Origin of the sequence: Microbacterium sp. NPDC058345 (genome assembly GCF_042723855.1) — a bacterium.
Classification (GTDB): Bacteria; Actinomycetota; Actinomycetes; order Actinomycetales; family Microbacteriaceae; genus Microbacterium.
In genome coordinates, this window is record NZ_JBHXIG010000001.1 from 1129801 (window position 1) to 1155622 (window position 25822).

At 70.6% G+C, this 25822-nt stretch carries 20 protein-coding genes; 15 read left to right on the forward strand and 5 right to left on the reverse strand.

Annotation, left to right across the window (positions count from 1 at the left end; all coding sequences use genetic code 11):
* Window positions 1–14 precede the first annotated feature (14 nt).
* Window positions 15–1112, reverse strand: coding sequence for a lactonase family protein (locus tag ACFWH5_RS05280; RefSeq protein WP_378832566.1), 1098 nt, complete (start codon window positions 1110–1112; stop codon window positions 15–17).
* A 118-nt stretch (window positions 1113–1230) separates the two neighbouring features.
* Entirely contained in the window at window positions 1231–2517 is a 1287-nt protein-coding gene (locus ACFWH5_RS05285) for an adenylosuccinate synthase (protein ID WP_378832568.1), read from the reverse strand.
* Window positions 2518–2687: 170 nt separating this feature from the next.
* Here ACFWH5_RS05285 and ACFWH5_RS05290 point away from each other — a divergent pair, with 170 nt between their 5' ends.
* The 10 genes from ACFWH5_RS05290 (at window position 2688) to ACFWH5_RS05335 (ending at window position 11369) form a co-directional block, all read left to right on the forward strand.
* Window positions 2688–3653, forward strand: a complete 966-nt coding sequence (locus ACFWH5_RS05290; protein WP_378832571.1) for a glycosyltransferase — start codon at window positions 2688–2690, stop codon at window positions 3651–3653.
* A gap of 82 nt (window positions 3654–3735) precedes the next feature.
* The gene (locus ACFWH5_RS05295; RefSeq protein ID WP_378832573.1) at window positions 3736–3927 is read left to right on the forward strand and encodes a DUF2795 domain-containing protein; all 192 of its coding nucleotides are present in this window, start codon (window positions 3736–3738) and stop codon (window positions 3925–3927) included.
* 105 nt (window positions 3928–4032) lie between these two features.
* Window positions 4033–4779, forward strand: coding sequence for a Pr6Pr family membrane protein (locus ACFWH5_RS05300; protein ID WP_378832575.1), 747 nt, complete (start codon window positions 4033–4035; stop codon window positions 4777–4779).
* 85 nt (window positions 4780–4864) lie between these two features.
* Window positions 4865–5989: an AAA family ATPase gene (locus ACFWH5_RS05305; RefSeq protein WP_378832577.1), complete on the forward strand. Its 1125-nt coding sequence runs from the start codon at window positions 4865–4867 to the stop codon at window positions 5987–5989.
* Between the two features lie 24 nt (window positions 5990–6013).
* On the forward strand, window positions 6014–6898 hold the full coding sequence (locus ACFWH5_RS05310; protein ID WP_378832579.1) for a DUF58 domain-containing protein: 885 nt from the start codon (window positions 6014–6016) through the stop codon (window positions 6896–6898).
* Entirely contained in the window at window positions 6885–7373 is a 489-nt protein-coding gene (locus ACFWH5_RS05315; protein WP_378832582.1) for a hypothetical protein, read from the forward strand. The genes ACFWH5_RS05310 and ACFWH5_RS05315 overlap by 14 nt, the downstream gene beginning before the upstream one ends.
* A 12-nt stretch (window positions 7374–7385) precedes the next feature.
* Window positions 7386–8435: a VWA domain-containing protein gene (locus tag ACFWH5_RS05320; protein ID WP_378832584.1), complete on the forward strand. Its 1050-nt coding sequence runs from the start codon at window positions 7386–7388 to the stop codon at window positions 8433–8435.
* The gene (locus ACFWH5_RS05325) at window positions 8432–9469 is read left to right on the forward strand and encodes a VWA domain-containing protein (protein ID WP_378832585.1); all 1038 of its coding nucleotides are present in this window, start codon (window positions 8432–8434) and stop codon (window positions 9467–9469) included. Before ACFWH5_RS05320 ends, ACFWH5_RS05325 begins: the two co-directional genes overlap by 4 nt.
* Window positions 9466–10245 carry a hypothetical protein gene (locus tag ACFWH5_RS05330; protein ID WP_378832587.1) on the forward strand — a complete coding sequence of 260 codons (780 nt, stop codon included), beginning with the start codon at window positions 9466–9468 and terminating at the stop codon, window positions 10243–10245. The genes ACFWH5_RS05325 and ACFWH5_RS05330 overlap by 4 nt, the downstream gene beginning before the upstream one ends.
* Complete coding sequence (locus ACFWH5_RS05335) at window positions 10239–11369, forward strand: hypothetical protein (RefSeq protein ID WP_378832590.1); 1131 nt, start codon at window positions 10239–10241, stop codon at window positions 11367–11369. The genes ACFWH5_RS05330 and ACFWH5_RS05335 overlap by 7 nt, the downstream gene beginning before the upstream one ends.
* Here the strand turns inward: ACFWH5_RS05335 and ACFWH5_RS05340 are convergent.
* From ACFWH5_RS05340 to ACFWH5_RS05350, 3 genes are all read right to left on the reverse strand, one after another.
* A complete protein-coding gene (locus tag ACFWH5_RS05340; RefSeq protein WP_378832592.1) occupies window positions 11354–12910 on the reverse strand; it encodes an FAD-dependent oxidoreductase in 1557 nt (518 codons plus the stop codon). The two genes, ACFWH5_RS05335 and ACFWH5_RS05340, sit on opposite strands and share 16 nt — an antisense overlap.
* Window positions 12911–13005: 95 nt before the next feature.
* Complete coding sequence (locus tag ACFWH5_RS05345) at window positions 13006–13707, reverse strand: ZIP family metal transporter (protein WP_378832595.1); 702 nt, start codon at window positions 13705–13707, stop codon at window positions 13006–13008.
* Between the two features lie 101 nt (window positions 13708–13808).
* Complete coding sequence (locus ACFWH5_RS05350; RefSeq protein WP_378832597.1) at window positions 13809–18020, reverse strand: DUF5979 domain-containing protein; 4212 nt, start codon at window positions 18018–18020, stop codon at window positions 13809–13811.
* Between the two features lie 273 nt (window positions 18021–18293).
* On the opposite strand from ACFWH5_RS05350, the gene argG reads away from it, so the two are divergent.
* The 5 genes from argG to ACFWH5_RS05375 all read left to right on the forward strand — a co-directional run bounded on the left by argG (window position 18294) and on the right by ACFWH5_RS05375 (window position 25817).
* Window positions 18294–19736, forward strand: coding sequence for an argininosuccinate synthase (gene argG / locus ACFWH5_RS05355; RefSeq protein ID WP_378832599.1), 1443 nt, complete (start codon window positions 18294–18296; stop codon window positions 19734–19736).
* A 129-nt stretch (window positions 19737–19865) separates the two neighbouring features.
* The gene (locus ACFWH5_RS05360; RefSeq protein WP_378832601.1) at window positions 19866–20486 is read left to right on the forward strand and encodes a TetR/AcrR family transcriptional regulator; all 621 of its coding nucleotides are present in this window, start codon (window positions 19866–19868) and stop codon (window positions 20484–20486) included.
* Window positions 20483–21184, forward strand: coding sequence for a hypothetical protein (locus ACFWH5_RS05365; RefSeq protein WP_378832603.1), 702 nt, complete (start codon window positions 20483–20485; stop codon window positions 21182–21184). The genes ACFWH5_RS05360 and ACFWH5_RS05365 overlap by 4 nt, the downstream gene beginning before the upstream one ends.
* A complete protein-coding gene (locus tag ACFWH5_RS05370) occupies window positions 21181–23019 on the forward strand; it encodes a YhgE/Pip family protein (RefSeq protein WP_378832604.1) in 1839 nt (612 codons plus the stop codon). Before ACFWH5_RS05365 ends, ACFWH5_RS05370 begins: the two co-directional genes overlap by 4 nt.
* Before the next feature lie 110 nt (window positions 23020–23129).
* On the forward strand, window positions 23130–25817 hold the full coding sequence (locus ACFWH5_RS05375) for a penicillin acylase family protein (RefSeq protein ID WP_378832606.1): 2688 nt from the start codon (window positions 23130–23132) through the stop codon (window positions 25815–25817).
* Window positions 25818–25822 lie beyond the last annotated feature (5 nt).

Below are 25822 nucleotides of genomic sequence, written 5' to 3' on the forward strand. Positions count from 1 at the left end.
ACGTCGCCCGGCGGTCAGCGTGCGGGCACGATCACGGTGGGGCTCGGCGCGGCGGTGCGGTGCCGGACGCCGCGCGGGGCGCCGGTGCGCTCGTCGAGATCGATCGCGCTGATCGTGCTCGACTTCTGGCCGGCGACCAGCAGCACCCCCTCATGCACGAGGTGATGGCGCGGCCAGTCCACACCGGAATCGGCGAGCGCCAGCGGCTCGACAACGTCGCCTGCTCCGCGCACGCGCAGGGCGGCGATCGTGTTGCTGCCGCGCAGCGCGGTGTAGAGCGTCTGCCCGTCGCGGGAGACCGCGAGCTCGGCGGCGGCATCCGCCTCCGTCATCGCACCGACACCGGTGCCGGCGACGAGCCCCCAGCGGCCGTCCGGCCCCGAGGCGAGGGTGAACACCTCGCAGGAGTACTCGGTCACGACGTGCAGGTGACCGCTGGGGTGCAGCACCATGTGACGGGGCCCCGTGCCCCGGGGCAGCACCACGTCGTGGTCGGGGGTCAGATCACGGCGCCGGATCCGCACCAGGTCGAAGCCCAGGTCCGTCGTCGCGATGCGCCCGTCAGGAAGGAAGAGCGCGGCGTGCGCGTGCGATGCGCGCGGTTCCTCCCCCGCCGGTGTCGGGTACGGGTCGGATGCCGCATGCGGGTCGGCCGCACCGGCGGCATCCGACTGCTCATCCGCGCCGCCGAACAGCGCCTGCCGCAACGCGGCGGCCCTGTCGGCGGCGGGTGCCACGATCCTTCCGGCGTCATCGAGGCCGAAGCGCACGACCCTGCCGTCGCCGTAGCAGCTGGCGATCAGCATCCGCCCGTCGGGTGAGCCGGCCAGATGGCAGACCGAGTCACCGGCAGGGATCGGCGGCGCGAGCGGACGCAGGGTCTGCTCGCCGGAGCGTGCGAACGCCTGCACGGCGCCGTCCCCTTCGAGTGCGGCGTAGACGACGTCGAGGGTCGGGTGGTGTGCGAGCCACGACGGCGAGGCGGCGCGGGCGGCGAGGCGGCGATGCGCGAGGGTCGACGGTCCGCGCCCCTCGTCGGCGGAGAGGAAGCCGATGCCCTCGGCTTCCCCCTCCATGTCGGGTCCGTAGCCGCCGACCCAGAATCTCGTCATGCTGAATCCTCTCGCGTCCGGCGCCCGAGTGCACCACTTGCCGTCCGATGCACCCGTTGCCGACGCCGGTATCCGGTGCATTCGGCGGTAAGTGGTGCTTTCGGCGGTTCCCCGTGCGTCAGTCGAGCAGGCCGTGGCGGACGATGACCTCGTCGCGCTCGGGCCCGACGCCGATCACCGAGAGGCGGGTGCCCGACATCTCCTCCAGTGCGAGCACGTAGTCCTGCGCGTTCTGCGGCAGGTCGTCGAAGCTGCGGGCGGTGGAGATGTCTTCCGACCAGCCGGGGAAGTACTCGTAGATCGGCTTCGCGTGATGGAAGTCGGTCTGGTTCACCGGCACCTCGTCGAAGCGCTCGCCGTCGACGTCGTACGCCACGCAGACGGGGATCCGATCGAGCCCGGTGAGGATGTCGAGCTTGGTGAGCACCAGATCGGTGATGCCGTTCACGCGGGTCGCATAGCGGGTGATCGGGGCGTCGTACCAGCCCGTGCGGCGCACGCGGCCGGTCGTGGTGCCGTACTCGAAGCCGGTCTTGCGCAGCCACTCGCCCTGCTCGTCGAGCAGCTCGGTCGGGAACGGCCCCGAGCCGACGCGGGTGGTGTACGCCTTCACGATGCCGACGATGCGGTCGAGGCGGCCGGGGCCGACGCCCGAACCGGTGGCCGCTCCGCCGGCCGTCGCCGACGACGACGTCACGAACGGGTAGGTGCCGTGGTCGACGTCGAGCATGGTGGCCTGGCCGCCCTCGAACACGACGACCTCGCCGCGCTGCAGCGCCTCGTCGAGCAGATGTCCGGTGTCGGCGACCATCGGACGCAGCCGCTCGGCGTACGACAGCAGCTCCTCGACGATCTCATCGCAGGTGATCGCACGGCGGTTGAACACCTTCACCAGAAGATGGTTCTTCTGGTCGAGGGCGCCGTCGACCTTCTGACGCAGGATGTTCTCGTCGAAGAGATCCTGCACGCGGATGCCGACGCGGTTGATCTTGTCGGCGTACGCGGGGCCGATGCCCCGGCCGGTCGTGCCGATGTTGCGCTTGCCCAGAAAGCGCTCGGTGACCTTGTCGAGCGTGCGGTGGTACTGCGTGATGATGTGCGCGTTGGCGCTCACCTTGAGCTTGGAGACGTCGACACCGCGGGCGGAGAGCGCCTCGAGCTCGTCGAAGAGCACCTCGAGGTCGATGACGACGCCGTTGCCGATGACCGGCGTCACCCCCGGGGTGAGGATGCCGGAGGGCAACAGGTGCAGGGCGTACTTCTCGTCGCCGACGACGACGGTGTGCCCGGCGTTGTTGCCGCCGTTGAACTTGACGACCCAGTCGGTGCGCTCGCCGAGCAGGTCTGTCGCCTTGCCCTTGCCCTCATCGCCCCACTGGACGCCGACGATCACGATTCCTGGCATGGGTGAACCCCCTGGTACTGCCGCTGTTCGCCGGGTTTGCACCGGCCGATGAGCTGGCCCGATCGGGCGTGACCATCCTATCGAAGCGTCGTCCGCGGGCCCTTTACTCTTCTCCTCCCACCACTGGCAACCTCCTTCTCGTCCCACGAAGACGGTGATTGCGTCGACGCATGAGGATCATGGTCTGGCCGATGCACGGTGGCTGGATGAACGCCTTCGCGCGCGGGGCGCACGAGTACCTGCTGCCGTCACCGGAGTCCACACCCGAGGGGCTGCCGTTCGCCGCCCGGAGCGTCGAACCGGCCGCGCTCGACCGCGACGACATCGACGTGGTGGTGCTGCAGCGCCTCGAGGAGTTCGAGATGGTCGAGCGGATCCTGGGGTGCCGGCCCGGGTACGACGTCCCCGCCGTGTTCGTAGAGCACAACACACCGGCGCGTCCCGCCGATCAGCGCCACCCGCTCGCCGATCAGGACCGCATCCCGATCGTGCACGTCACGCACTTCAACCGGCTGATGTGGGACAGCGGAAACGCCCGCACGGTCGTGATCGAGCACGGCATCCCCGATCCGGGTCATCTCTACACGGGAGAGGTGCCCGCCCTCGGCGTCGTCGTCAACGAGCCGGTGCGCCGCGGGCGCATGACCGGCACGGACCTGATGCCCGTCTTCGCCCGCACCGCTCCCCTGCACGCGTTCGGCATCGACACCGACCTCATGCCCGACGCTCTCTCGCTGAGCCCCGACCGCCTTCAGGTCATCGGCGATCTCCCCCTGCCGCAGATGCACGCGGAGCTCGCGCGCCGCAGGGCCTACCTGCACCTGACCCGATGGACATCTCTGGGCCTGTCACTGCTCGAGGCCATGTCACTCGGCATGCCCGTGCTGGCGCTTGCGACCACCGAGGCGCCCCGGGCGGTGCCGCCGGATGCCGGTGCGCTCTCCGCCGATCCCGAGCAGCTGCGTGCCGCCGCACGTGTGCTGATGCACGATCCCGATGAGGCACGCCGCCGCGGAAGCATCGCCCGCGCCTTCGCGCAGGAGCACTTCGGGCTCGGGCGGTTCCTCGCCGATTGGGACATCGTGCTCGCGGAGACCGCGGACAGCGCAGCCATGCCGCTGTGGACCGCGCGATGACAGGGCGCGGGGGACCATCCATGACCCGTCCGGGACCGCCCCGGGCGACCGGGCAGGACCCGGAGAAGGAAGAGAGGCAGTCATGAGCGACAACCCGATGTTCATCGAGGTCCAGAAGCATCTGGGCGGCGTCGACTATCCGGCGGGCAGGACCGAGATCGTGGAGGCCGCCAAGGCATCCGGGGCGGACGACGCCGTGCTTCAGGCGCTCGAGGCGCTCCCGGATCGCGAGTACGGAGATCCCACCGAAGTGAGCGAGGCGATCGCCGGGTGACGCGCGACGCCGTCCGCTGAGGCGGATCGAACGGAGATCCGCGCAGACCGCCGGTGATCCTGCGAAAGGCGGAGACCCGCCGCTAGTGTGACCACCGGAGGCAGCATGGACATCTGGTGGCCCTACGCCCGGCTCGCAGCAGCCGTCCTGGGATTCGCCGCGATCATCGCCCAACTCGTGCGCACGCTCGAGGTCGCGGTGCACGCGACGACCCCCTGGGGTGGGCATCTGCCGACGGTGGCGGTGAACTTCTTCAGCTTCTTCACCGTGCTCTCGAACCTGGGCGCGGCCGTCGCGCTCGCCCTCGGCGCGATCTGGGCGTGGACGAAGGGACGGGATGCCGCGCGCGAGCCGCGCTGGCTCGCCGTGACGCTCTGCTGCGTGGCGACGTACATGATCGTCACCGGCATCGTCTACAACCTGCTGCTGCGGGGCATCGAACTGCCGCAGGGTTCGACGGTGGGATGGTCGAACGAGGTGCTGCACGTCGTGATCCCGCTGTTCCTGCTGGCGGACGTGCTCTTCGCGCCGAGACGGAGGCCGCTGCCCTGGAGCACCGTGCTCGTCGTCGCGGCGTTCCCGATCGTCTGGGCGGTGTACACGCTCGTCCGCGCGAACGTGGTCGTCTCCCCCGCCCGGGGCACGCCGTACTGGTACCCGTACCCGTTCCTCGACCCGCACACGACGCCCGGCGGGTACCTCGGCGTGGCCGGCTACATCATCGGCATCGCGATCGCGATCATCGCCGTCGGGGCCGCCGTCGTATGGGTCGGGCGCCGACGCGCGGCGTCGAGCGACTCCGCGGAGCCGACGACCGCGGCCGTCGGCGGCGACGGCGCCTCGCTCGCCTGAGGCCTCGGCCGCGGGTCGGCCGCGGCCGTTACCCTGTACCGGGGGATCCGCGGACGTCGTCGATCCCCGACGTAGGAGGAGAGCGATGTCCGAATTCCCGGTTCCCGGTTCCGCGCCGTCGGCCCCGCCTCCGCCGCCCGCCCCCGTGCTGCAGGCGCCTCCGGCTCCGGTGGCGCCCGCATCCGCCCGCCCTCAGCCCGCGGCCCCCTCGGCGGACGCGAAGGCTCCGCTCACCCGCGACGAGCTCGCCCAGGCGCAGCGCATCCTGCAGATCATCTCCGACTCGTACTCCACCAAGATGGTCGGCCAGGAGCGGCTGCGCACCAGCCTGCTGGTATCGCTCATCGCCGGCGGCCACATCCTGCTCGAATCCGTGCCCGGTCTGGCGAAGACGACCGCCGCCTCCACCCTCGCCGACACCGTCAAGGCGAGCTTCAAGCGCATCCAGTGCACGCCCGACCTGCTGCCGAGCGACATCACCGGCAACCAGATCTACGACGCGTCGTCGGGCACGTTCCGCACCGTGCTCGGGCCCGTGCACGCCAACTTCGTGCTGCTCGACGAGATCAACCGCTCGAGCGCGAAAACGCAGTCGGCCATGCTCGAGGCGATGCAGGAGCGGCAGACCACCATCGGCGGTGAGGTGCATCACCTTCCCAAGCCGTTCCTCGTGATCGCCACGCAGAACCCGATCGAGCAGGAGGGCACCTACGAGCTGCCCGAGGCGCAGATGGACCGGTTCCTGCTCAAGGAGATCGTGGAGTACCCGAGCCCCGCCGAGGAGTTCGAGATCCTGAACCGCATCGACTCCGGCGTGCTCAACCCCGACCGCCACGTGCCGGGCGCCATCAGCCTCGACGACGTGCAGGACCTGCAGGACATCGCCGCGCGGGTGTACGTCGACCCGGCCATCCGCAACTACATCGTGCAGCTCGCCTACGTCACCCGCAACCCCGCGCCGTACATCGGCGAGGAACGGGCCCGGTTCATCAAGTACGGGGCGAGCCCCCGGGCGAGCATCGCCTTCCTGCAGGCCTCGCGCGCGCTCGCCCTGCTCAGCGGGCGCACCCACCTGCTGCCCGAGGACGTCCGCTCGCTGCGCCACCTGGTGCTGCGCCACCGCGTGCTGCTCACCTTCGAAGCCGACGCCGAGGGCATCCGCAGCGAGGAGATCATCGACCAGATCTTCGCGTCGGTGCCCACGCCGTAACGGGGACGCGCAGAGACCCACGCCATGCCCAGCCTCGTCACACAGGTGAAGAGCCGACTCTTCATCCGCTCCTCGCAGAAGTCGATGCACGCCCTCGACGGCGCGTACGCGTCGCTGCTGCGCGGGCGCAGCCTCGACTTCGAGGATCTGCGCCCGTACGAGTACGGCGACCAGGTGCGCGACATCGACTGGAAGGCCACCGCCAAACACGGGTCCCCGCTGATCAAGCGCACCAAGGCGACCCGCATGCACACCGTGCTGTTCGTCGTCGACACCGGCCGGGGAATGCGCGCCCTCGCCGAGGACGAGGGCACGAAGCGCGAGCTGACCGTGCTGGTCACCGGCGCGCTCGGCTTCCTCACCGTGCGCCACGGCGATGACTTCTCGATCGTCTACGGCGACGCGGCGGGCGTGCGCCGGCTGGCGCCCGGTGGCAGTGAGGGCGCTCTCGAGCGCGGGCTTCGCGCCGTGGACCGCGCGATCGCCGAGAGCGCGGCGCCGAACGACCGCGAGGGCCTGCTGCGCTATGTGGCGCGCAACATCGCCCGCCGCATGATCGTCGTCATCGTCACCGACGAGGCGCCCGTCACCGACGAGACGGAGCGGATGCTGCGCCGGCTCGGCGTGCAGCACGACCTGCTGTGGCTGACCCTGCGCGACGCCGATCCGGTCGTCGGCCGGGCCGGCGCCCATCGCCGTGACGTCGACAGCAGCTGGGTCGTGCCCGACTTCGTGCACGGCGATCCCGAGGTGATGGCCGAGCTCGCCGCACAGGAGGCGGCGGACACCGCCCGTCGGCACCAGGTGCTGCGCCGGCTCGAGATCACGCACGCGGAGTTCGGCGGGCAGGATGCCGCTGTGCCGACGCTGCTGACCATGCTGAACCGGAGGTCGCATGCCCGCCTCTGACGAGCTCTACCCTCCCGTGCAGTACGGCTGGGGCTGGATTCTGCTGGCGATCGGCATCCTTCTGCTGCTCGCCGCCGCGGTGTGGCTGGTGCTCGTGCTCACTCGTCCACGCCGCAGCATCACACTGCCCGGTGCCGTCATCCGCACCCCGATCACCGCCGACGTGCTGTCGCAGCTGCGCACCGAGTACCTCGCCCGGATCCAGCACATCGACGATGCATACCGCTCGCGGAATATCGATCCCCGTCGAGCGAACCTCGAGCTGAGCCGCATCGTCCGCGAGTTCGTCAACGAGTACTCCGGCCTGGAGGCGCCGGTGCTCGCCCTCGACGATCTGGTGGCCAGAGGCGTCGACCCCGCGCTCATCGACGCCATCCGCCGTCACTACTACCCGAGCATCTTCCAGCGCGGTCCCGCGATCGATCCGGCGTACGGCGCCGAGGCGGCCCGCGCCGTCGTGCAGAGCTGGCATTGAGGCGGTGATGGCATGACACTGAACACCTGGTGGCTCATCCTCGTCGCCGTCGGCGTGCTCGTCACCGCCCTCGTCGTGGGAGTGCTGCTGGGCCTGCGCGCCCGCGACCGCGAGGATGCGCGCCCCGCCGCCCTGGTCTCGCGCGCCGAGCGGCTGCGCGCCCTCCCCGCGTTCCGCGCCTCGGTGCACCGGCGGATGGCTCTGCTCTCCGGCATCCTCGCTCTGGGGGCCGTCGCCGTGCTGCTCGGCGGGGTCGTGGCGGCGCGGCCCATGTCGGCCAAGACCATTCAGCCGGTGAACACCAGTCGCGACATCATGCTCTGCCTCGACGTGTCGGGCTCGATGTCGGACGTCGACGTCGAGGTGCTCGAGGTGTTCCTGGACCTGCTCGAGGGCTTCGAGGGAGAGCGCATCGGCCTGACCATCTTCAACAGCTCACCCGTGCAGGTCTTCCCCCTCACCGACGACTACCCGTTCATCGAGCAGCAGCTGCAGAACGTGCGGCGCAGCTTCGACTACGTCGACGAGACGCCGGAGCACTGGGTGGGCACGCTGAACGGTCCCGGCGCCTCGCTCATCGGCGACGGTCTCGCCGCGTGCACGATGCGGTTCGACCACCTCGACGACGAGCGCAGCCGCTCGGTGATCCTCGCCACCGACAACGAGCTGGCCGGCGCCTCGATCCTCACTCTCGACGAGGCCGCCGGGTACGCGAAGTCGAAGGACGTGCGGGTGTACGCGCTGAATCCCGTGCAGGGGAAGGATGCCGAGGTGAGCGCCGAGCTCTCGAACGCGGCGCTGAGCACGGGCGGACAGTCCTACGCCCTGCGTGACACGACGACGGTCGGCGACATCATCACCGAGATCCAGAAGCAGGAGGCCACCGCGCTGAAGGGACAGGCGCAGGTGATCCGGGTCGACTCCCCGGATCTGTGGATCGCGCTCACCCTGGTCGCCGTGCTCGGCTTCCTGCTGCTGCTGGCCGGCGCCCTCGCGCCCGGGAGGATCGGGTCCGCACGCAGCGATGCGCCGAAGGGGCGCGGAGAGAGGGTGCGACGGTGATCTTCCAGCCCGCTCTGCACCCCGTGCTCCTCGTGCTCCTCTGCGCACCGGTCGCGTTCCTCCTCGTGCGGGCGATGCTGAGACGCGATGCGCGCGGCGGCAGCCCGCTGTGGATCTGGGTGCTGCGCGTCGGGATGCTGCTCGTGGTGTTCACCATGCTGCTGCGCCCCGGCATCCCCGGCGGCACCTCGCAGACCCTCGCCACCGACACCGACGTCGTGATCGTCGTCGACACCACGGCGAGCATCGTCGCGGAGGACTGGGACGGCGACCGGCCGCGCCTCGCCGGTGTGCGCGCCGACGTGCAGTCGATAGCGGACGAGTATCCCGGCGCCCGGTTCGCGCTCGTCAGCTTCGACGCCTCGGCCCAGCTGCGGCTGCCCCTGACCACCGACACGACGGCCCTGATGTCATCGCTCGCCGTGATGCGCCCCGAGGTGACCGATCAGTCGCGGGGCAGCTCGATCGGCATCGCGAACCGGATGCTCGCCGACACCCTCTCGTCCGCGGCGAAGGCCGCGCCCGAGCGCAGTCGCATGGTGTTCTATCTGGGCGACGGCGAGCAGACCGCCTCACACGATCCCGAATCGTTCACCTCGAGCGCGAAATACGTCGACGGCGGGGCGGTGCTGGGTTACGGCACCGCCGAGGGCGGTGCGATGAAGAAGACCACCGGGCGCGGGGACGGCGGCGCGGGCGAGTACATCGAGTACCAGGGCGAGCGCGCGATGTCGGTGATCGACGAGGAGAACCTGCGCGTCATCTCCGAGGAGCTCGGCGTCGCGTACCAGGGCCGGTCGGCGGTTGCGGAGATCGAGCTGCCCGAGGCACCCACGCGCACGACCGACTACTCCGCATCCGGTGAGGTCGGCAACGTCATCGAACTGTACTGGGTGCTCGCGCTGGCACTGCTCGCCCTCGTGGCGATCGAGCTGGCCCGCGCCGCCATGCAGGTCACCCGCCTGCGCGGCCTCGCGGCCGCGCCGGCGCACCCGGTGCCCGCGCTCCATCGACCGGAGGGAGCCGACCGATGACGACTTCTGCGCAGGCCGACGCCGCAGCGGCCCTGCTGGCCGCGAACCGGCGGCGCCGCCGCATCCGCCGCTGGATCGCGATCGGCACGCTTCCCCTGACCCTCGCCGCGCTGCTCTTCGTGGGCAAGCTGCTGAGCATGTACGCCTTCGCGCACCAGTCGATCAGCGCGTTCGTGGTCGGCGCCTACGCCGAGTCCGAGCAGGCGGCGCGAGGACAGGACGTTGCGAACTGGTTCGAGCCGTTCAAGGCGCCCTATGACATCGGCACGGCTCTCGCCGGCGCCGAGCAGCTGGGTCAGGCGCGCACGGAGCTCGAGGAGGCGCTGCCGCTCGCCCAGGGGCTGGACGTCTGCTACGTGCGGATCAACCTGTCGTTGGTCGTGGAGCGCCTGGGCGACGCCGCTCTGTCCGAAGGTGAGGCGGCGAAGGCCGCCGAGCGATACGGCGAGGCGCTGCAGATCACCGTCGAGACCCCCGAGGAGTGCCAGAGCGAGGATGCGCAGAACTCCTCGCCCGACCCGAACCGCGACATGAGCGAGACGCTCGAGCAGAATCAGCAGCGCCAGCAGGAGAAGCAGCAGCAGAGTCAGCAGCAGCAGGACCGTGACGACGCGCAGGGCGAGCAGGAGCAGCCTCCGCAGTCGGAGGAGCCGCAGCCCTCGCAGGACGACCTCGATGAGATCGAGGACAAGCTCAACCAGGGTCAGCAGGAGCGCGAGGACGAGCTCGACGGCGGCGACGACCAGGGCGGCGGCGGGACGGACAGGCCATGGTAGAGAAGCCGCGATCGAACTATCTGGGCGGCTCCGAGGGGGCGCCGCCAGTTCCTCCGCCCGGCGGCTACCGCGGTGCGCGACGGGTCGCCGCCGGGCTGGATGCCGCCGCCGGCCTGCCCTCCGCCGACGGCGACGCGTCCGCCCTCGGCGACGTGACCTACACCGACCCGAAAGCGTCGGCGAGAAGACCCGCGAACGCCATCGGCCTGGTCGCCGTCGTCGTCGCCGGGCTGTTCGTGCTGGTGCTGCTGCTGATGATGGGCGCCGGCGGCACCGATGCGCTGTACGGCGCCGGCCTGATCGTGCTGCAGTTCGTGATCGTCGGCGTCATCGTGGCGGCACTGCTCACACCGCGGGGACGGATGCTGGGCGCGATCGCCCTCGCCGTGACGCTGGTCTTCAACGTCGCCACGGTGGGCGCGATGGGCGCGCTGAGATCCGCCGCGACGCACGACTACGACGGCACGAAGTCCGAGGAGCAGCAGCACGAGGCGGCGTATCCGGGCATGAAGGGCGTGCCGAATCATGACGTGCTCGCTCAGTCGTCGCTGGAGCAGGTGCAGTCCCAGGGCGATGAGCTGATGGCGGAGGTGCGCCGACGGCTCACGGCGGAGTACGGCTACACCTGGGTGGAGTCCGGCTCGCGCGACATCAGTCCTGAGCGCAACGGCTACGGCGGCGAGTCGATGCTGCGCAGTTACGCGTCCACGGCGTGGACGACGGAGCAGCCGATCCACGACAACGCCCGCAAGCGCGACGTCGGCCGGATCATCGAGCAGGTGCTCGCCGAGCGCGGGATGTACGCGCTGTGGGAGCTCAACGGGTCGCAGTCGGGGATCTCCGACGACATGCTCGCCAAACTGTACGGCTCGGCGGACATCGAACGCCAGCACACCTGGGAGTGGTACAGCGACAACTACCCCGAGCCGCTGCGCTTCTACGCCGCCTTCTACGACCTCTCGAAGGATGCCTCCGGCGAGTTCCGCACGCAGCGTCGTGCGATCAGCGACCAGACCGGGGAGCCGCTGGAGGGCCTGCAGCTGACGGTGTTCGCGCGCCAGCTGCTGAGCGAGAAGGATCGCGCCGAGTACGAGACGCGCCTGCAGGACTACCCCGGGTTCTGAGGCCCCTCCTCGACGTCCTCGACCGGCTCATGCTCGTCGCCGGGCAGCTCCGGCTCGTCGACGGCGCGCAGATCTTCGACTGCAGGACCCTCGATCAGCCGGCCCTGCGCATCGAAGCGAGAGCCGTGCAGCGGGCAGTCCCAGGACTGCTCCGCGCTGTTCCAGGAGACGATGCCGCCGAGGTGCGTGCACACCGCCGACAGGCGGCACACCGTGCCGTCGACGGTCGACATGGCCACCGGGCGGATGCCGTCCCTTCCGACCACGCCATCACCCTCCTCGGGCGCGTCGTCGGGCAGGGCGTGCAGCTCGGCGGACGCCCAGCCCGACGCCAGGTCCCTGGCGACCTCGGCGTTCGCGACGGCGCTGTGCGCGACGTCCTGGGGCAGGGTGATGCGGTGGTGCAGCGTCTTCGCCCAGGAGATGTCGCCGTCCAGCACGTCGGCCGAGATGCTGAGCGCGGCGGCGACCGCGTTGGTCATGCCCCATTTGTTGTATCCGGTGGCCAGGGCCACGTGCTTGCCGGTGCGCGGCATCCATCCCACGAACGGCACGAGATTCATCGACTCGTAGTCCTGCGCCGACCAGGCGTGGGTGCGCTCAGCCCCGGGGAAGCGCTGCGTCGTCCAGCTCTCGAGATCGTCGACGAGCTGCTGCGTGTCGGGCTCGCGGCCGACGGTGTGCCCGTTGCCGCCGACGACCAGCAGCTCCTCGCCGCCGACCGGAGCGGTGCGCAGCGAGCGACCAGGCGAATCGATGGAGAGGTACATTCCCTGCGGCAGCGCGGCATCCGGAACGCGGAAGGCCTGCGCGTACGAGCGCGACGGCTTCACCTTGGCGAAGTACAGGCCGCGATCGAGGATCGGGATGCCGGTGGCGAGCACCACGGTGCCGGCGAAGACGTCGCCGAGCGAGGTGACGACGCGGCTCGGCTCACCGGTGTCGACGTCCTTCACCCGCGCGCCCTCGACGATCGTCCCGCCGCGTGATCGCAGGTCCGCGGCGAGCGCGCGCAGGACGTCCATCGGGTCGAACTGCGCCTGGTCCCGCAGCCGTAGCGCCCCGTGCGTCTCGAACGGCAGGCCCGGGTCGTCGAGGCGCTCGACATCGAGATCCGCCGCGTGGCACGCCTCGTACTCGGCATCCAGGCTCTCGATCCCCGCAGGGGTTCCGGCATAGGTGAACGCGTCGCGACGCTGCACGTCGACACCGCGCTCGTCGAGGTAGCGCAGCATCCACGCCTGCCCCTCGCGGTTGCCCTCGACATACGCTTTCAGCACGTGATCCGAGCCTCGCGAGCGGATTCCGGAGAGCACACCGCCCTGCAGCAGGCTCAGCTTCGCCGTGGTGTGACCGGTGGTGACCGCCCCGACGAATCGGGCTTCGAGCACGGTGACGGTGAGTCCCGCCCGCGCGAGCAGGAGCGCGGTGGTGAGCCCCGTCAGGCCGGCGCCGGCGACGACGACGTCGTAGCGGGCACCGGTTTCGAACGTGTCACTGGGGATGCGCTCGCGCTGCTCGTCGAGCCAGAGAGAGGTCACGATGGGTCTCCTTCGCGGGGTCGCGACCAGTACATCGAAGTCCCGGCGCCGGCGAAGGGGCCTTGACTTCTCGACGCGCCGTCGGGCAGCGCCGCTCAGGAGGCGAGGGCGAGTCCGGCGGCGACGGCGAAACCGAGCACGGTCGCCAGCCCGGTCGACTCCTTCGCCTTCGACTGCGCCTCGGGCACCATCGAGTCCACCAGCATCACCAGCAGCGCCCCGGCGGCGAAGCCCATGGTCCCGGCGCGGAACTCCGCCGGGACGGCATCCGCGAGTCCGTAGCCTGCCACCGTCGCGAGCGCGCAGAGCACGGTCACCGCCGCCCAGAGCAGCAGTATCCGAGCCCGCGGCATGCCGGCCCTGCGCAGGTCGGCTGCCGAGCCGATCGATTCGGGCAGGTTGGAGACGACGATCGCGACGACGAGGGCGACGCTCACACCCTCGCCGGAGGCGAGGGCGATGCCGAGCACGAGCTGCTCCGGGATGCCGTCGAGCAGCGCGCCGACGGCCAGCGGCGTACCGGCGGCCTCCTTTCCCGCGGACCGTGCGTCGACGATCCGGTCCGCGACGTAATAGGCCAGCGCGCCGGCGATGACTCCCGTCACCAGGGGTACCGGTCCGGCGACCTCGAGGCCCTGCTCCCACAGCTCGAACGCGATCGACGCCATCAGGGCGCCCGCCCCGAACCCGAGAACGATGCCGAGCGCCTTCGCGGGCCACGAGTGCAGCAGCGCCAGCACCGCTCCGACGAACAGCGGTGACGCGGCGACCACACCCCACAGCACGGCTTCGATCATGCGGACAGGCTACGTGCCGACCACTGCGATGCACAGCCGCGGGCCCGGTCTACGAGGGCGGATGCGGGCCGGGGCGCACGGCCCCGGCCCGCAGACCTCGATCAGGCCGTTTCGCGGCGGCGACGGAGAACCAGCAGGATGCCGGCGCCGATCAGCAGAGCGGCGACCACGACGACGCCCGCGGGAAGCAGCGCGCCGCCCGTCGTCGCGAGGTCGGGCAGCTTCTCGAACGCGTTGTCGAGCGCGATGCTCGCCTCGGCGCCGGTCTCACCGCTCACCGTGATCACGACCGTCTCGCCTTCTGCATTCCCGATCTCCACCTGCTCGTCGTTCGACGACCAGGTGGCGCCGAGCCAGCGCACGTTGCCCGGCAGCTCGGCGGAGCCCTCCGCCAGGGTCACCTCGGTGCCCAGCGGGAGCCCCTCGATGACCGTCGGCTCGCCGGCGCGCACCTCGATCTCCACCTGCTGCGGCTCACCGAGCAGGTCGGTCCACGACGCGGTCACCGGGAACACCGTGCCCTCGGCCAGGCTCGCGCCGTCACCCGAGAGGGTCTTCGACACGGCCAGGGTGCCCAGCCGGGCCGTCACGCCGTTGGTCACCTCGGCGCGCGCGTCGGTGGCGGCGCCGACGGTGAGAATGGCCGTTCCGTCTCCGTGCGCGACGAGTGCGTCGCCGGCCCATTCGGGCTGGTTCCAGGTGAACGCCGCGCCGTCATCGAGCGGGGTCTCCGAGAGGACGACCTCGGTGCCGTGCGGCAGGTCGCGTCCGAACGGCACCGGCGTGCCGTCGGTCGGAAGGGTCAGCTCGGCCGACACCGGCTCGCCGTCTTCGAGCCACGAGGCCGTCACGGTGACGTTCTCGGGCACGTCGGCGTTGTCGAGCAGGACGCCGGTCACGTTCTTCGAGAGAGTGAAGGTGCCCGGCGCCCAAGTCGCCTCGTTGACGACCGCCACCATCGTGACCTCGCCCTGCTGGTCGGACACCACGATCTCGGCGCTGCCGTCGCCGTTGTCGGCGACGTCCTCTCCGCTGATCGCGATCGATCCCCAGACGACGGTGTCGAACGCCGGCCGTTCGCCCTCGGTCACCGTGACGACGGTTCCGGCGGGCAGCTCGACCCCGAGAGGCGTCGGCTCGGCCGTGCCGATCAGGAGCTCCTTCGACTGCTCGGAGCCGTTCGCGTCGACCCAGGTCGCCCTGACGGGGAACCGCGTGTCCGGATCGACCTCGCCGGCCGCCGCACCCGCGAGGCCCTTGATCAGGCTGATCCCGGCGACCGACGTCGCCGCGTGGTTCTCGAGGTCCACCCGCGCGTTCGCGTCGCGGCCGACGGTCACCACAGCCGACGATCCGTCGACGGCGACACCGGTTCCCGACCACACCGGAGCGCCCCAGGCGATTCCTGAGCCGTCGGCGAGCGGTGTCTCGGTGAGCGTCACCTTCGTGCCGATCAGGAGATTCTCGCCGAGCGCGACGGGGGTGCCGTCGGTCGGCACGGTGAGCGTCTTCCGATCGTCGATGCCGTCCTGCGTCCACGTCGCCGTGACGGTGACGCTCTCCGGCACGGCCGGGTTGTCGGCCTCGGCGCCCGTGACGGACTTCGCGATCGAGAAGGTGCCGACCGTGCGCTCGACATGATTGGTGACCGTCACCTCGGCCGGGTCGCCGGCGTGATCGGCGGTCACCACCACGCTCTGGGGGCTGATGACAGGCGCGGCCCACGTGAGCAGGTCACTGTCGGCAGGCCGCGTCTCCGAGAAGGTGACCGTCGCCCCGATCGGCAGATCGTTCAGCGTGACGGTTTCGCCGGCGCTGATGTCGAGTCCGCGTGCGGGCTGTGCCGGGAAACCGCCGCCCAGGGCGCTGACGTCGACCGTCGCCGTGATGCGATAGGTCTGATCAGGATCCACGAGGGCGCGCGCGGCGTCGGGGCCGGTCAGCGTCTTGATGACGCTGATCGCGCCGAGCTCCGCCTCGTTGACCAGGCTCACCGCGATGTTCGTGTTCGGTGCGAGCGCGGCCACGGCGGTGGTACCGTCGGCGCTCGGCGTCAGTCCCGGCGCCTCCTGGAACAGCGGTGCACCCCACGTGACGCCGGGGACCTCGGGGAAGCGCGGTTCGGAGAGCTCGATCGTCCACCCCCGGCCGCGCGAGTTGAATCCGCTCACCGGGTCGCCGTTCACGGGAACGGCGAGATCGTACTCGTGCTGCACGGTGCCGGCCGGGTCGATCTCCTTGACGTGCACGGTGAACGCCGTGCCATCCGGGACGAACGGCGCTCCTGCGGTGTCGGCGAGGATCTTCGAGATCGAGACGGTGCCTCGCGGCATCCCCTGCCCGGTGCCGAAGCCGCTGTTCTGCTGCACGACGCGCTGGCTGAACTCGATGCCGTGACCAGCGACGGTGTTGCCGTACTCCGTCCCCTTCGCGTCCATGCCGCCGCTCGTGGTGCAGGTGGTGTAGTCGAACACGTACTCGTACTCGCGGCTGAAACTCGTGGCTGTCGTGTCGTCCGGCAGGGGAAGGGTGGGCGGCGCCACGACGAGCGTGATCGTGTCGCCGTCGAGCGTCGCGGTGACGAGGTCGGTGAGGTCGACGGTCTTCAGCCCGCCGCCGGAGATCTGGTCGCGCGCCTGCAGCCGCAGTCCCAGCCGGTCGACGATGTCGTCGCTGTCACCGAGGCACACCGCGTGCGCCGAGGTGAGCGTGTCGGTGAGTGTCAGCGGCGTTCCGACCGTCGCGATCCGCTCACCCGGAATGCGCACCGACCACCCGATCGTGGTCTGCGGCAGGTGCTCGACCCCGTTGAGCTCCACGCGGCTGGTGTTGATCCTTCCGGACTTGCCCTGGCTGCGGTTCGGCGTGGTCACGCTGCCCGGGGCGAGTTCGCCGTCGATGCGGGCGGCGTTGTCGAACTTCGTGCCGGCTGCCGGAAGGCCGTCGGTGGTCACGGTGGTGCGGTAGCGGATCAGGTACATGTGATCCGACGGCAGGAACGCGAAGTCGGAGCCGTCGGCGATGTCGAAGCGCACCTCGAACGATGCGTCGTCGACGGCGACGGTTGTCGCCGTCAGGCCGTTCGTCACCTCGGTGAGCGCCCCGGCGGGACCGTACCTCTCGAAGACGCGGATGCCGCTGACGGTGTCGGCGGTCACGGCGTGCTGGCCGCTGAGCGTATCGGTCAGCGTGAATCCGTCGGTGCCGAACAGGTTTTCGCCCGGCACGGTGACGGTCCATTCGATGACGCCGTTGCGGTGCTCGCCGCCCAGGATGCTGCCGTGCTTCGATGCCGTCGCGCCGATCACCCAGTCCTGGCCCACGCCGATCACGCCGGAGGTCTCGCCCCAGAGGAACGCCTCGTTCTCGTACTCGGTGCCCTTCGGGTCGATCTCGCCGTCCGGGGTGCAGGTGCGGTACGTGATCCGGTAGGTGACGTTCGCGTCGAAGCCGGCCTCCGGTGCGGTGAGCGCGATGGCGAAGTCATCGCCCGCCTCGACGGCATCCGTGATCGCACCGACGGAGCTCACGTCGACGACGGTCGATCCGCGCACCGTCTCGACCGTGAGACCCGAAGGGTCGCAGAGCACATGATTCGCACTGAGCCTCTCGCGGATCGTCGCGGTGTCTCCCTGCGCGAGCCGCGCTCCCGGCACCTCGATGGTCCAGGTCATCGACCACTTGTCGGCGTTCAGCGTGCCCGACTTGGTCCAGTCGGTCGGAAGCGGCGTCGGATCGACTATTCCGCCGCCTCCGGGCAGCACGGCGGTGCCGGTGCGGCCGTTCAGATCGAACTCGAGGACGTTCTCGGTCGTCTCCAGGACGGCCTCGATCTGCACTCCGAACTCGCCGCGGACGTCTTCGGGGTTGGCGGTCACCGCCTCGGTGAAGGTGCAGGTCGCGATGCCCGCGACCGGATCGGTCTCGCACAGCGCCCAGTTCTGCACTGCGCCGGACGCATCCTCGCCCGCCAGCGGGAACACCACCGACTCGGCGAAGCCGAGTTCCTTCGGCAGGCCCATGGTGAAGGTGTCACCGGCGACGGGCTCGGCCGCGGTGGCGTCCCAGCTGCCGGTCAGCAGCAGCTTGTCGCCGAGCTTGACGGGACCCTCCGCCGGCATCCCGTCCGGGATCTGCAGCCGGATGTCGGTGACCAACACGTCCGGGTTGGCCGCCGCGATGGCGGCGCTCGGCGCGGCGACGAGGCCGATGACGGCCAGCATGCCGGCGCCGGCCGAGGCGATGAGTCTGGTGACGGCCCCGCGCCGCCGACGATCGGGGCTGCGATGGGCGCGTGCGCGCGAAACGGGCATGTCTCTCCTGAGGTCGTGGCGTCTGGGCGCGCGTCCATCCCACATGGACACGTTCCCGTGATGACTGCCGACAGCTCGAGGGGGAGATGCGTCGGCGACCCGGTGGGTAGCCGGGTCTGATCCGGTGGGTAGCCGGATCCACCCGGTGGGTAGCCGGGTGCTCGTTCAATGTACTGGTATTCCTCGTCGAAGGGAAAGTCGCGCCGCCGAGGCCTACCCGCGTCGGCCGTCACCCGGAAGGGCGCGCCACGCCGCGCCGATAGACTTGACACCATGTCCAAGGTCCTCCAGTCCCTGCCCGTCGGCGAGCGCGTCGGCATCGCCTTCTCCGGTGGTCTCGACACCTCCGTCGCCGTCGCGTGGATGCGCGACAAGGGCGCCGTGCCCTTCACCTACACGGGCGACCTCGGCCAGTACGACGAGGACGACATCGACTCGATCCCCGGCCGCGCGCTGGAGTACGGCGCCGAGAAGTCACGGCTGATCGACTGCAAGACGGCCCTCGTCGAAGAGGGCTTCGTCGCGCTGTCGTGCGGCGCGTTCCACATCCGTTCGGGCGGCAGGACCTACTTCAACACCACTCCCCTCGGCCGCGCCGTGACCGGCACGCTGCTCGTGCGCGCGATGCGCGAGGACGGCGTCGACATCTGGGGCGACGGCTCCACCTACAAGGGCAACGACATCGAGCGGTTCTACCGGTACGGCTTGCTGGCCAACCCTCGACTGCGCATCTACAAGCCCTGGCTCGACGCCGACTTCGTCACCGAGCTCGGCGGCCGCAAGGAGATGAGCGACTGGCTCGTCGCCCACGACTTCCCGTACCGCGACTCGGCCGAGAAGGCCTACTCCACCGACGCCAACATCTGGGGCGCCACCCACGAGGCGAAGACTCTGGAGCACCTCGACGTCTCGCTCGAGACCGTCGACCCGATCATGGGCGTGAAGTACTGGGATCCGTCCGTCGCGATCGACACCGAGGACGTCACGGTCACCTTCGAGGGCGGCCGCCCCGTCGCCCTCAACGGCACCGAGTATGACGCCGTCGCGCTGGTGCAGGAGGCCAACGCGATCGGCGGGCGGCACGGCCTCGGCATGAGCGACCAGATCGAGAACCGCATCATCGAGGCCAAGTCGCGTGGCATCTACGAGGCCCCCGGCATGGCGCTGCTGTTCATCGCCTACGAGCGCCTGGTCAACGGCATCCTCAACGAAGACACCCTCGCCACGTACCACGAGCAGGGCCGCCGCCTGGGCCGGCTGATGTACGAGGGACGCTGGCTCGAGCCGCAGTCGCTCATGCTGCGCGAATCGATCCAGCGCTGGGTGGGGTCGACCATCTCGGGCTCGGTCACGATCCGGCTGCGCCGCGGCGACGACTGGACGATTCTCGACACCGTGTCGCCCAACCTGTCGTACGGCCCCGAGAAGCTGTCGATGGAGCGGGTCGGCGACGCCGCCTTCGGCCCGGTCGACCGCATCGGCCAGCTCACCATGCGCAACCTCGACATCGCCGACTCCCGTTCGCGCCTGGAACAGTACGCCGGCCTCGGCCTCGTCGGCGGCGCCACCGGCGAGCTCGTCGGCCGGGTGACCGCCGGCGAGGCGGGCGAGATCACCGAGTTCGTCGCGGGTTCGGTCTCGCAGACCGACGAGACGCTCACCGACGCCGTGGATGCGGCATCCGAGGGCGCCGCCTTCGACTCCGGCACCGACTGACGACGTCGGCAGAAGCCCGGGCCGAACGTAACCGGCTCGGGGCTTCGTCGTGCCCACGCACGACGACCGCGGGCATGCTGTGAGGTTGCTCAGCTACATTGCACAGTCGTGTGCAATATAATCGGACGCATGACCCCCACCCGCGCACCCCGCTCCGACGCACGCGCCAATCGCGCCGGCATCCTGGATGCCGCCCGCCTCGCCCTGGCCGGCGACCCGCACGCCTCGGTCGACGCGATCGCGCGCAGCGCCGGGCTCAGCCGCCGCACCCTGTACGGTCACTTCGACGACCGGGATGCCCTGATCCGCGAACTGATCGTCGCGGGCGCGCAGCGGTTCAACGCCATCGCGGCCTCCGTCGCCGATGCCGATGCCCGGCGGGCGCTCGCCCGCCTCGCGACGCGGCTGTGGCACGAAGCTGCGCACGTGCAGGTGGCGGCGGCCCTCGCCCTCGACGAGGCGCACGTGGCGCAGACCGCCGAGGCCCTCGCCCCGCTGCGACGCGCCGTCGCTCAGCTGGTCGAGCGCGGCCAGCACGACGGCAGCTTCCGCACCGACCTCACCGCCGCCACGCTGGCACGGCTGATCGAGGAGGTCGCCCGCACGGTCGTCGCGCGCGTCGACGCGTCCTCGCCCTCGGCCGCCGACCTCGCCGTGCGCACGCTGCTCAGCGTCGCCGGACTGTCGTGGCGCGAGACCGACGACCTGCTGCGCACCCACCCCGACGTGCTCACCGAGGAGGCCGGATGAAGGTCGTGCTCGACGGTGTCTCGAAGGGCCGCCGCGGGCAGGCGCTGCCGGCGATGACCCTGAGCTTCGAGACCGGACATGCCCGCTTCGTGCGCGCTGAGACCGAGCAGCGCCCCACCGTGCTCGGCCTGATCGCGTCGGGACGGATGAAGCCCGACACCGGCCGGGTCACGATCGATGCCGAGACGGATGCCGCGGCGCTGCGCCGGCGCGTCGCGCTCGTCGACGCCCCCGAGGTGAGTGATCCGCATCCCGGCGTGACGGTCGCCGCCGTCGTCGGCGAGGAGCTGATGTTCGCGGGCCTCGGTTCCACGCCCGTTCATGCGCGGCGCTGGCTGGCCCACCTGGGCTTCGCCGACATCGCCGGGAGGCCCATCGGCACCGTCGACCCCGCGGCCCGCGTGCGAATCCTCTGCGAGCTGGCCGTCCTGCGCGAGGGTGTCGAGGGGCTCGTTCTCGTCGCCCCCGACCGGCACGGAGGGCGACCCGACGGCTGGTGGCGGATCGCGGCGGAGTTCGCCGAGCGCGGCTACGCGGTGCTGGTGATCGTCGGCGGAGCGGCCGCCGCGGTGATCGCCGGCATGCCGGAGACCCTCGATGCCGATCACCTGACCGACGCCGCCGACACACTCCCCGGGACGGGCGTCGACGACGAGCCGGATGCCGAGGGACGGGCAGAAGAGGAGGGGAAGCGATGAAGGTGCCGTCGATGGTCGCCGCCGAGCTGCGGCGGCTGACCGCGAGCCCGATGGCCGTGATCGCGCTGTTCGCGCTGATGTGCGTGCCGATCCTCTACGGCGGTCTCTACCTGTGGGCGAACCAGGATCCGTACGGCAGGTTCTCGGAGGTGCCCGTCGCGCTCGTCGTCGATGACGCCGGGGTCACGACCACGACGACGGATGCCGACGGCACGAGCCGCGAGAAGACCGAGAACTACGGCGATGATGTCGCCGACGAGCTCCGCGACGACGGCTCCTTCGCCTGGCGGGAGATGACGTCGGCCGAGGCGGAGCGGGCGCTGCAGGAGGGCACCGTCGACTTCGCCGTGACGATCCCCACCGACTTCTCGGCGGCGCTCGCCTCCGCCGCTGGCGACGACCCGCATCAGGCACGTCTCGAGCTCGAGACCAACGACGCCAACAACTATCTGGCCTCCACGATCGGCTCACAGACCGTCGAGCGCATCCGCCGCTCGGTGGCCGAGATGGTCGGGTCCGAAGCCGCGGGCCGGCTGCTCACCGGCCTCAGCGTCGTGCGCGACCAGCTCGCCGAGGCGACCGACGGCGCCTCGCAGCTCGCCGACGGCGCCGGAACCGCGGAGGACGGCTCCTCCGCCCTGACCACGGGGCTCCGCACTCTCGCGTCGGGCACGAAGACCCTGGCCGACGGTGCGCGCACGCTCGCGGACGGAGCGGCACAGGTGAGCGCCGGCAACGACCGGCTCGCCGGCACCGCCGACCGTGCGGCCGCGCTCCTCCAGCAGGCCACCGACGCCCTGCCCACGGCGCGTGCCGAGCTCGCGCAGGCCATGGCCGAGCAGGGTCTCGCAGCGGAGCAGATCGATACCGTGCTGGCGAAGCTCGACCCCGTCGCCGACAGCGTCCGCGAAGGGAACACGGCCGCCCAGGGTGCCGTCGACAGCATCGACCGGCTCGCCGCCGGCGCGAACACGGTCGCCGACGGTGCGGCCCGGCTCGCCGACGGCGCGAGCTCCGCCGCCGCGGGCGCCGCATCCGCCCGCGACGGCGCCGCGACGCTGCGCGACGGCCTGGGCACGCTCGGCGACGGCATCGCCACGCTGCGCGACGGGCTGTCCAGCGGCGTCGAGGCGATCCCGGCATCCACTCCCCACCTGCGGGAAGCGCAGGCCGACGCCATCGCCGACCCGGTGCAGGTGACCAGCGACAAGGTCGCCGCCGCCGAGGACTACGGGCAGGGACTCGCCCCCTTCTTCGCCGCCCTGGCCGGATGGATCGGCATCTACGCGCTGTTCCTGATCGTCAAGCCGCTCTCACGTCGGGCGGTCACCGCGCTGCACTCCCCCCTTCGCATCACCCTCGCCGGCTGGCTCACTCCGGCGGCGCTGGGCGCGCTGCAGATGGTCGGCCTGATCGGTGTGCTCCGTCTCGCGCTCGGGTTCGACTTCGCACACCCGTGGGGCTCGCTCGGCGTGATGGTGATGGCCTCGGCGACGTACGCGGCGATCATCCTGGCGCTGAACGTGTGGCTGGGCTCGGTCGGGCAGTTCATGGGTCTGGTGCTGATGGTGCTGCAGCTCGTCACCGCCGGCGGCACCTTCCCCTGGCAGACGCTGCCCGGTCCGCTCGCCGCCCTGCACCATGTGCTGCCGATGGGCTACGTCGTCGACGGCCTGCGCCAGCTGATGTACGGCGGCGACCTCAGCCGCGCATTCGGGGACCTCGCCGTGCTCGCGCTGTGGCTCGTCGGCGCGCTCGCGGTCGCCAGCGTCGGCGTGACCCGCATGACGCACCGGCGCACGCTGCGCGACCTGCAGCCCAGCCTCATCGGGTGAACCCTGTTCGCGGGCCGAGTGGATAGGATGCCAGGGCGTGCGCATTCCCGAGACGCGCACCCGGGCCCGGTGAGACGGAGTCCCGCACCCACACGGAGAGTCTTTTGCTGATGACGTCAGAGAACCCGGCATCGCGCCGACCGCTCCTGCGCCGGATCGGCCGCATCGCCTACCTCGTCGTCGCCGGGATCATGGTCGTCGCCGTGGCCGCCGCCTTCTTCCTCACCTGGACGATCCAGCGTTCGTTCCCGCAGACCGCCGGCGATGTGGCGCTGAAGGGCCTCGAGAAGCCGGTGACGGTGCAGCGCGATGACCGCGGCATCCCGACGATCACCGCGTCATCCGCACACGACCTGTTCTTCGCACAGGGGTTCACCCACGCGCAGGACCGCTTCTTCGAGATGGACTTCCGCCGGCACGTCACCGCGGGCCGCGTGGCCGAGATGTTCGGGGAATCACAGGTCGCGACCGACAAGTTCCTGCGCACGCTGGGGTGGCGCGCCGTCGCCGAGCAGGAGGTCGAGGCGCTCGACGAGACCACGCGGGCCTATTACGACGCCTACGCCGACGGCGTCAACGCCTATCTCGCGTCGCGCTCCGGCGCCGACCTCTCGCTCGAGCACGCCGTCCTGGGCGTGCTCGCGCCGGACTACAGCCCCGAGCCGTGGGAGCCGGCCGACTCCGTCGCCTGGCTGAAGGCGATGGCCTGGGACCTGCGCACCAACCTCGGCGCCGAGACGGACCGCGCGCGGCTGGCCGCGAGCCTCGACGCCGCCGGCCCCGATGGCGCGGCGGGTGTCGGCGCCTCGGTCGGCGGGGCCTCGCCCGGCGACGACGTGCAGGCGCTCATCGAGAAGCTCTACCCCGCCTATCCCTTCGATGACCATCCCGTGATCGTTCCGACGATCTCCCCCGCCGATCCGCTTCCGGCGACCGAGACGGATGCCGCGCCGGCCTCCTTCTCATCCGCCGCGGAACCCGACACCGCGGCAGCCCTGGCCACCGTGGAGTGGCAGCAGGCGTCGAACGTGATCGAAGCGGCGAGCATGCTCGTGGGAAGCGTCGGCGAGGGCATCGGGTCCAACTCGTGGGTGGTGTCGGGCGATCTCACCGAGAGCGGCAAGCCGCTGCTCGCCAACGACCCGCACCTCGGGTCGTCGCTGCCGTCGGTGTGGTACCAGATGCAGCTCAAGTGCAACACGGTGAGCGAGAGCTGCCCGTTCGACGTCGGCGGATTCTCGTTCTCGGGCCTGCCCGGCATCATCATCGGCCACAACGCCAAGGTGTCCTGGGGCTTCACGAATCTCACCACCGACGTCACCGACCTGTACATCGAGAAGGTCGACGGCGACGAGTACTGGCGAGACGGCGCGCTCGAGCCGCTCGAGATCGAGCAGGACGTGATCAGGGTCGCCGGTGGCGACGACGTGCCGCTCACCATCCGCCGCACCGTGCACGGGCCGATCATCTCGGGACTCACCGACGACTTCACGGCGATCGCCGACGAACCCGTCGCCGCGGCCGACGGCGTCGCGTTGCCGCTGCAGGACGCGCCCGAGACTCCGCCCGGCGAGTTCGCTGTGAGTCTGCGGTGGACGGCGCTCGAGCCGGGCACCACCGCCCGCGCGATCTTCGCCCTGAACACCGCACAGGACTTCGACGGCTTCCGGGCGGCGGCGTCGCTCTTCGACGTGCCCGCGCAGAACCTCGTCTACGCCGACACCGACGGCAACATCGGGTACCAGACTCCCGGCCGGCTTCCGATCCGCGGGGCCGGCGACGGCTGGCTGCCCCAGCCAGGCTGGGACAGCGGCTACGACTGGACCGGGTACATCCCGTTCGAGCAGCTGCCGGTGTCGTTCAACCCTCCGGAGGGCTACATCGTCACGGCGAACAACGCGATCGTCGACGACGAGTACGAGTACTTCCTCTCCCGCGACTGGGACTACGGCTACCGCGCCGCGCGCATCGCGCACCTCATCGAACGCAAGGCGGCCGCCGGTCCGCTGGTCGCGCAGGATCTGCGTGACATCCAGATGGACGAGCAGATGTGGATCGGCAAGCAGCTCGCCGTGGCGATGGACACCGTGAAGGTCGACGGCGAGGGCCCGAACGCCGCCGTCGATCTGCTGCGCACCTGGGATGCGCAGAACAGTGCCGACTCGCCCGCCGCCGCCTATGCGAACGTGCTCTGGTCGAATCTGGTGCAGAACGTCTTCGCCGACCGGCAGGTGCCGCTCCCGGTGGGCGACCAGGCGCGGCTGTTCACCGTGATGGGGGCGATGCTCGACGACGCCGACGACCCGTTATGGACCAACGACCGGCTCGACATCGAGGGCATGCACGAGATGCTGTCGTTCTCCGCCGAACAGGCCTACGAGGAGCTCAAGGACCTGCAGGGTCGCGATGTCACCCGCTGGGACTGGGGCTCGCTGCACGCGCTGCCGCTCACGCACGCCACCCTCGGCACCTCGGGTGTCGCGCCCGTCGAGATGCTGTTCAACCGCGGCCCGTATCCGGTCGGCGGCGGATCATCCGTCGTGAATGCGACGGGCTGGCAGATCGGAGAGTCGTACGCCACGACGACCGTCCCCTCCATGCGGATGGTGGTCGACCTGGCCGACTTCGACGACTCGACGTGGAACCAGCTCACCGGCGCCAGCGGCCACCCCTTCCACGCCCACTACACGGATCAGACCGAGGACTGGGCGCAGGGCATTCAGAAGCCGTGGCCGTTCACCGCGAAGGCCGTGACGAAGGCGACCGTCGACACCCTGCGCCTCACACCGGCGGCCTGACCGGT

Coding starts and splice junctions, on each gene's coding strand:
- ACFWH5_RS05280 (WP_378832566.1), bottom strand. CDS start 1,112: ATGACGAGATTCTGGGTCGGCGGCTACGGACCCGACATGGAGGGGGAA.
- ACFWH5_RS05285 (WP_378832568.1), bottom strand. CDS start 2,517: ATGCCAGGAATCGTGATCGTCGGCGTCCAGTGGGGCGATGAGGGCAAG.
- ACFWH5_RS05290 (WP_378832571.1), top strand. CDS start 2,688: ATGAGGATCATGGTCTGGCCGATGCACGGTGGCTGGATGAACGCCTTC.
- ACFWH5_RS05295 (WP_378832573.1), top strand. CDS start 3,736: ATGAGCGACAACCCGATGTTCATCGAGGTCCAGAAGCATCTGGGCGGC.
- ACFWH5_RS05300 (WP_378832575.1), top strand. CDS start 4,033: ATGGACATCTGGTGGCCCTACGCCCGGCTCGCAGCAGCCGTCCTGGGA.
- ACFWH5_RS05305 (WP_378832577.1), top strand. CDS start 4,865: ATGTCCGAATTCCCGGTTCCCGGTTCCGCGCCGTCGGCCCCGCCTCCG.
- ACFWH5_RS05310 (WP_378832579.1), top strand. CDS start 6,014: ATGCCCAGCCTCGTCACACAGGTGAAGAGCCGACTCTTCATCCGCTCC.
- ACFWH5_RS05315 (WP_378832582.1), top strand. CDS start 6,885: ATGCCCGCCTCTGACGAGCTCTACCCTCCCGTGCAGTACGGCTGGGGC.
- ACFWH5_RS05320 (WP_378832584.1), top strand. CDS start 7,386: ATGACACTGAACACCTGGTGGCTCATCCTCGTCGCCGTCGGCGTGCTC.
- ACFWH5_RS05330 (WP_378832587.1), top strand. CDS start 9,466: ATGACGACTTCTGCGCAGGCCGACGCCGCAGCGGCCCTGCTGGCCGCG.
- ACFWH5_RS05335 (WP_378832590.1), top strand. CDS start 10,239: ATGGTAGAGAAGCCGCGATCGAACTATCTGGGCGGCTCCGAGGGGGCG.
- ACFWH5_RS05345 (WP_378832595.1), bottom strand. CDS start 13,707: ATGATCGAAGCCGTGCTGTGGGGTGTGGTCGCCGCGTCACCGCTGTTC.
- ACFWH5_RS05350 (WP_378832597.1), bottom strand. CDS start 18,020: ATGCCCGTTTCGCGCGCACGCGCCCATCGCAGCCCCGATCGTCGGCGG.
- argG (WP_378832599.1), top strand. CDS start 18,294: ATGTCCAAGGTCCTCCAGTCCCTGCCCGTCGGCGAGCGCGTCGGCATC.
- ACFWH5_RS05360 (WP_378832601.1), top strand. CDS start 19,866: ATGACCCCCACCCGCGCACCCCGCTCCGACGCACGCGCCAATCGCGCC.
- ACFWH5_RS05365 (WP_378832603.1), top strand. CDS start 20,483: ATGAAGGTCGTGCTCGACGGTGTCTCGAAGGGCCGCCGCGGGCAGGCG.
- ACFWH5_RS05370 (WP_378832604.1), top strand. CDS start 21,181: ATGAAGGTGCCGTCGATGGTCGCCGCCGAGCTGCGGCGGCTGACCGCG.
- ACFWH5_RS05375 (WP_378832606.1), top strand. CDS start 23,130: ATGACGTCAGAGAACCCGGCATCGCGCCGACCGCTCCTGCGCCGGATC.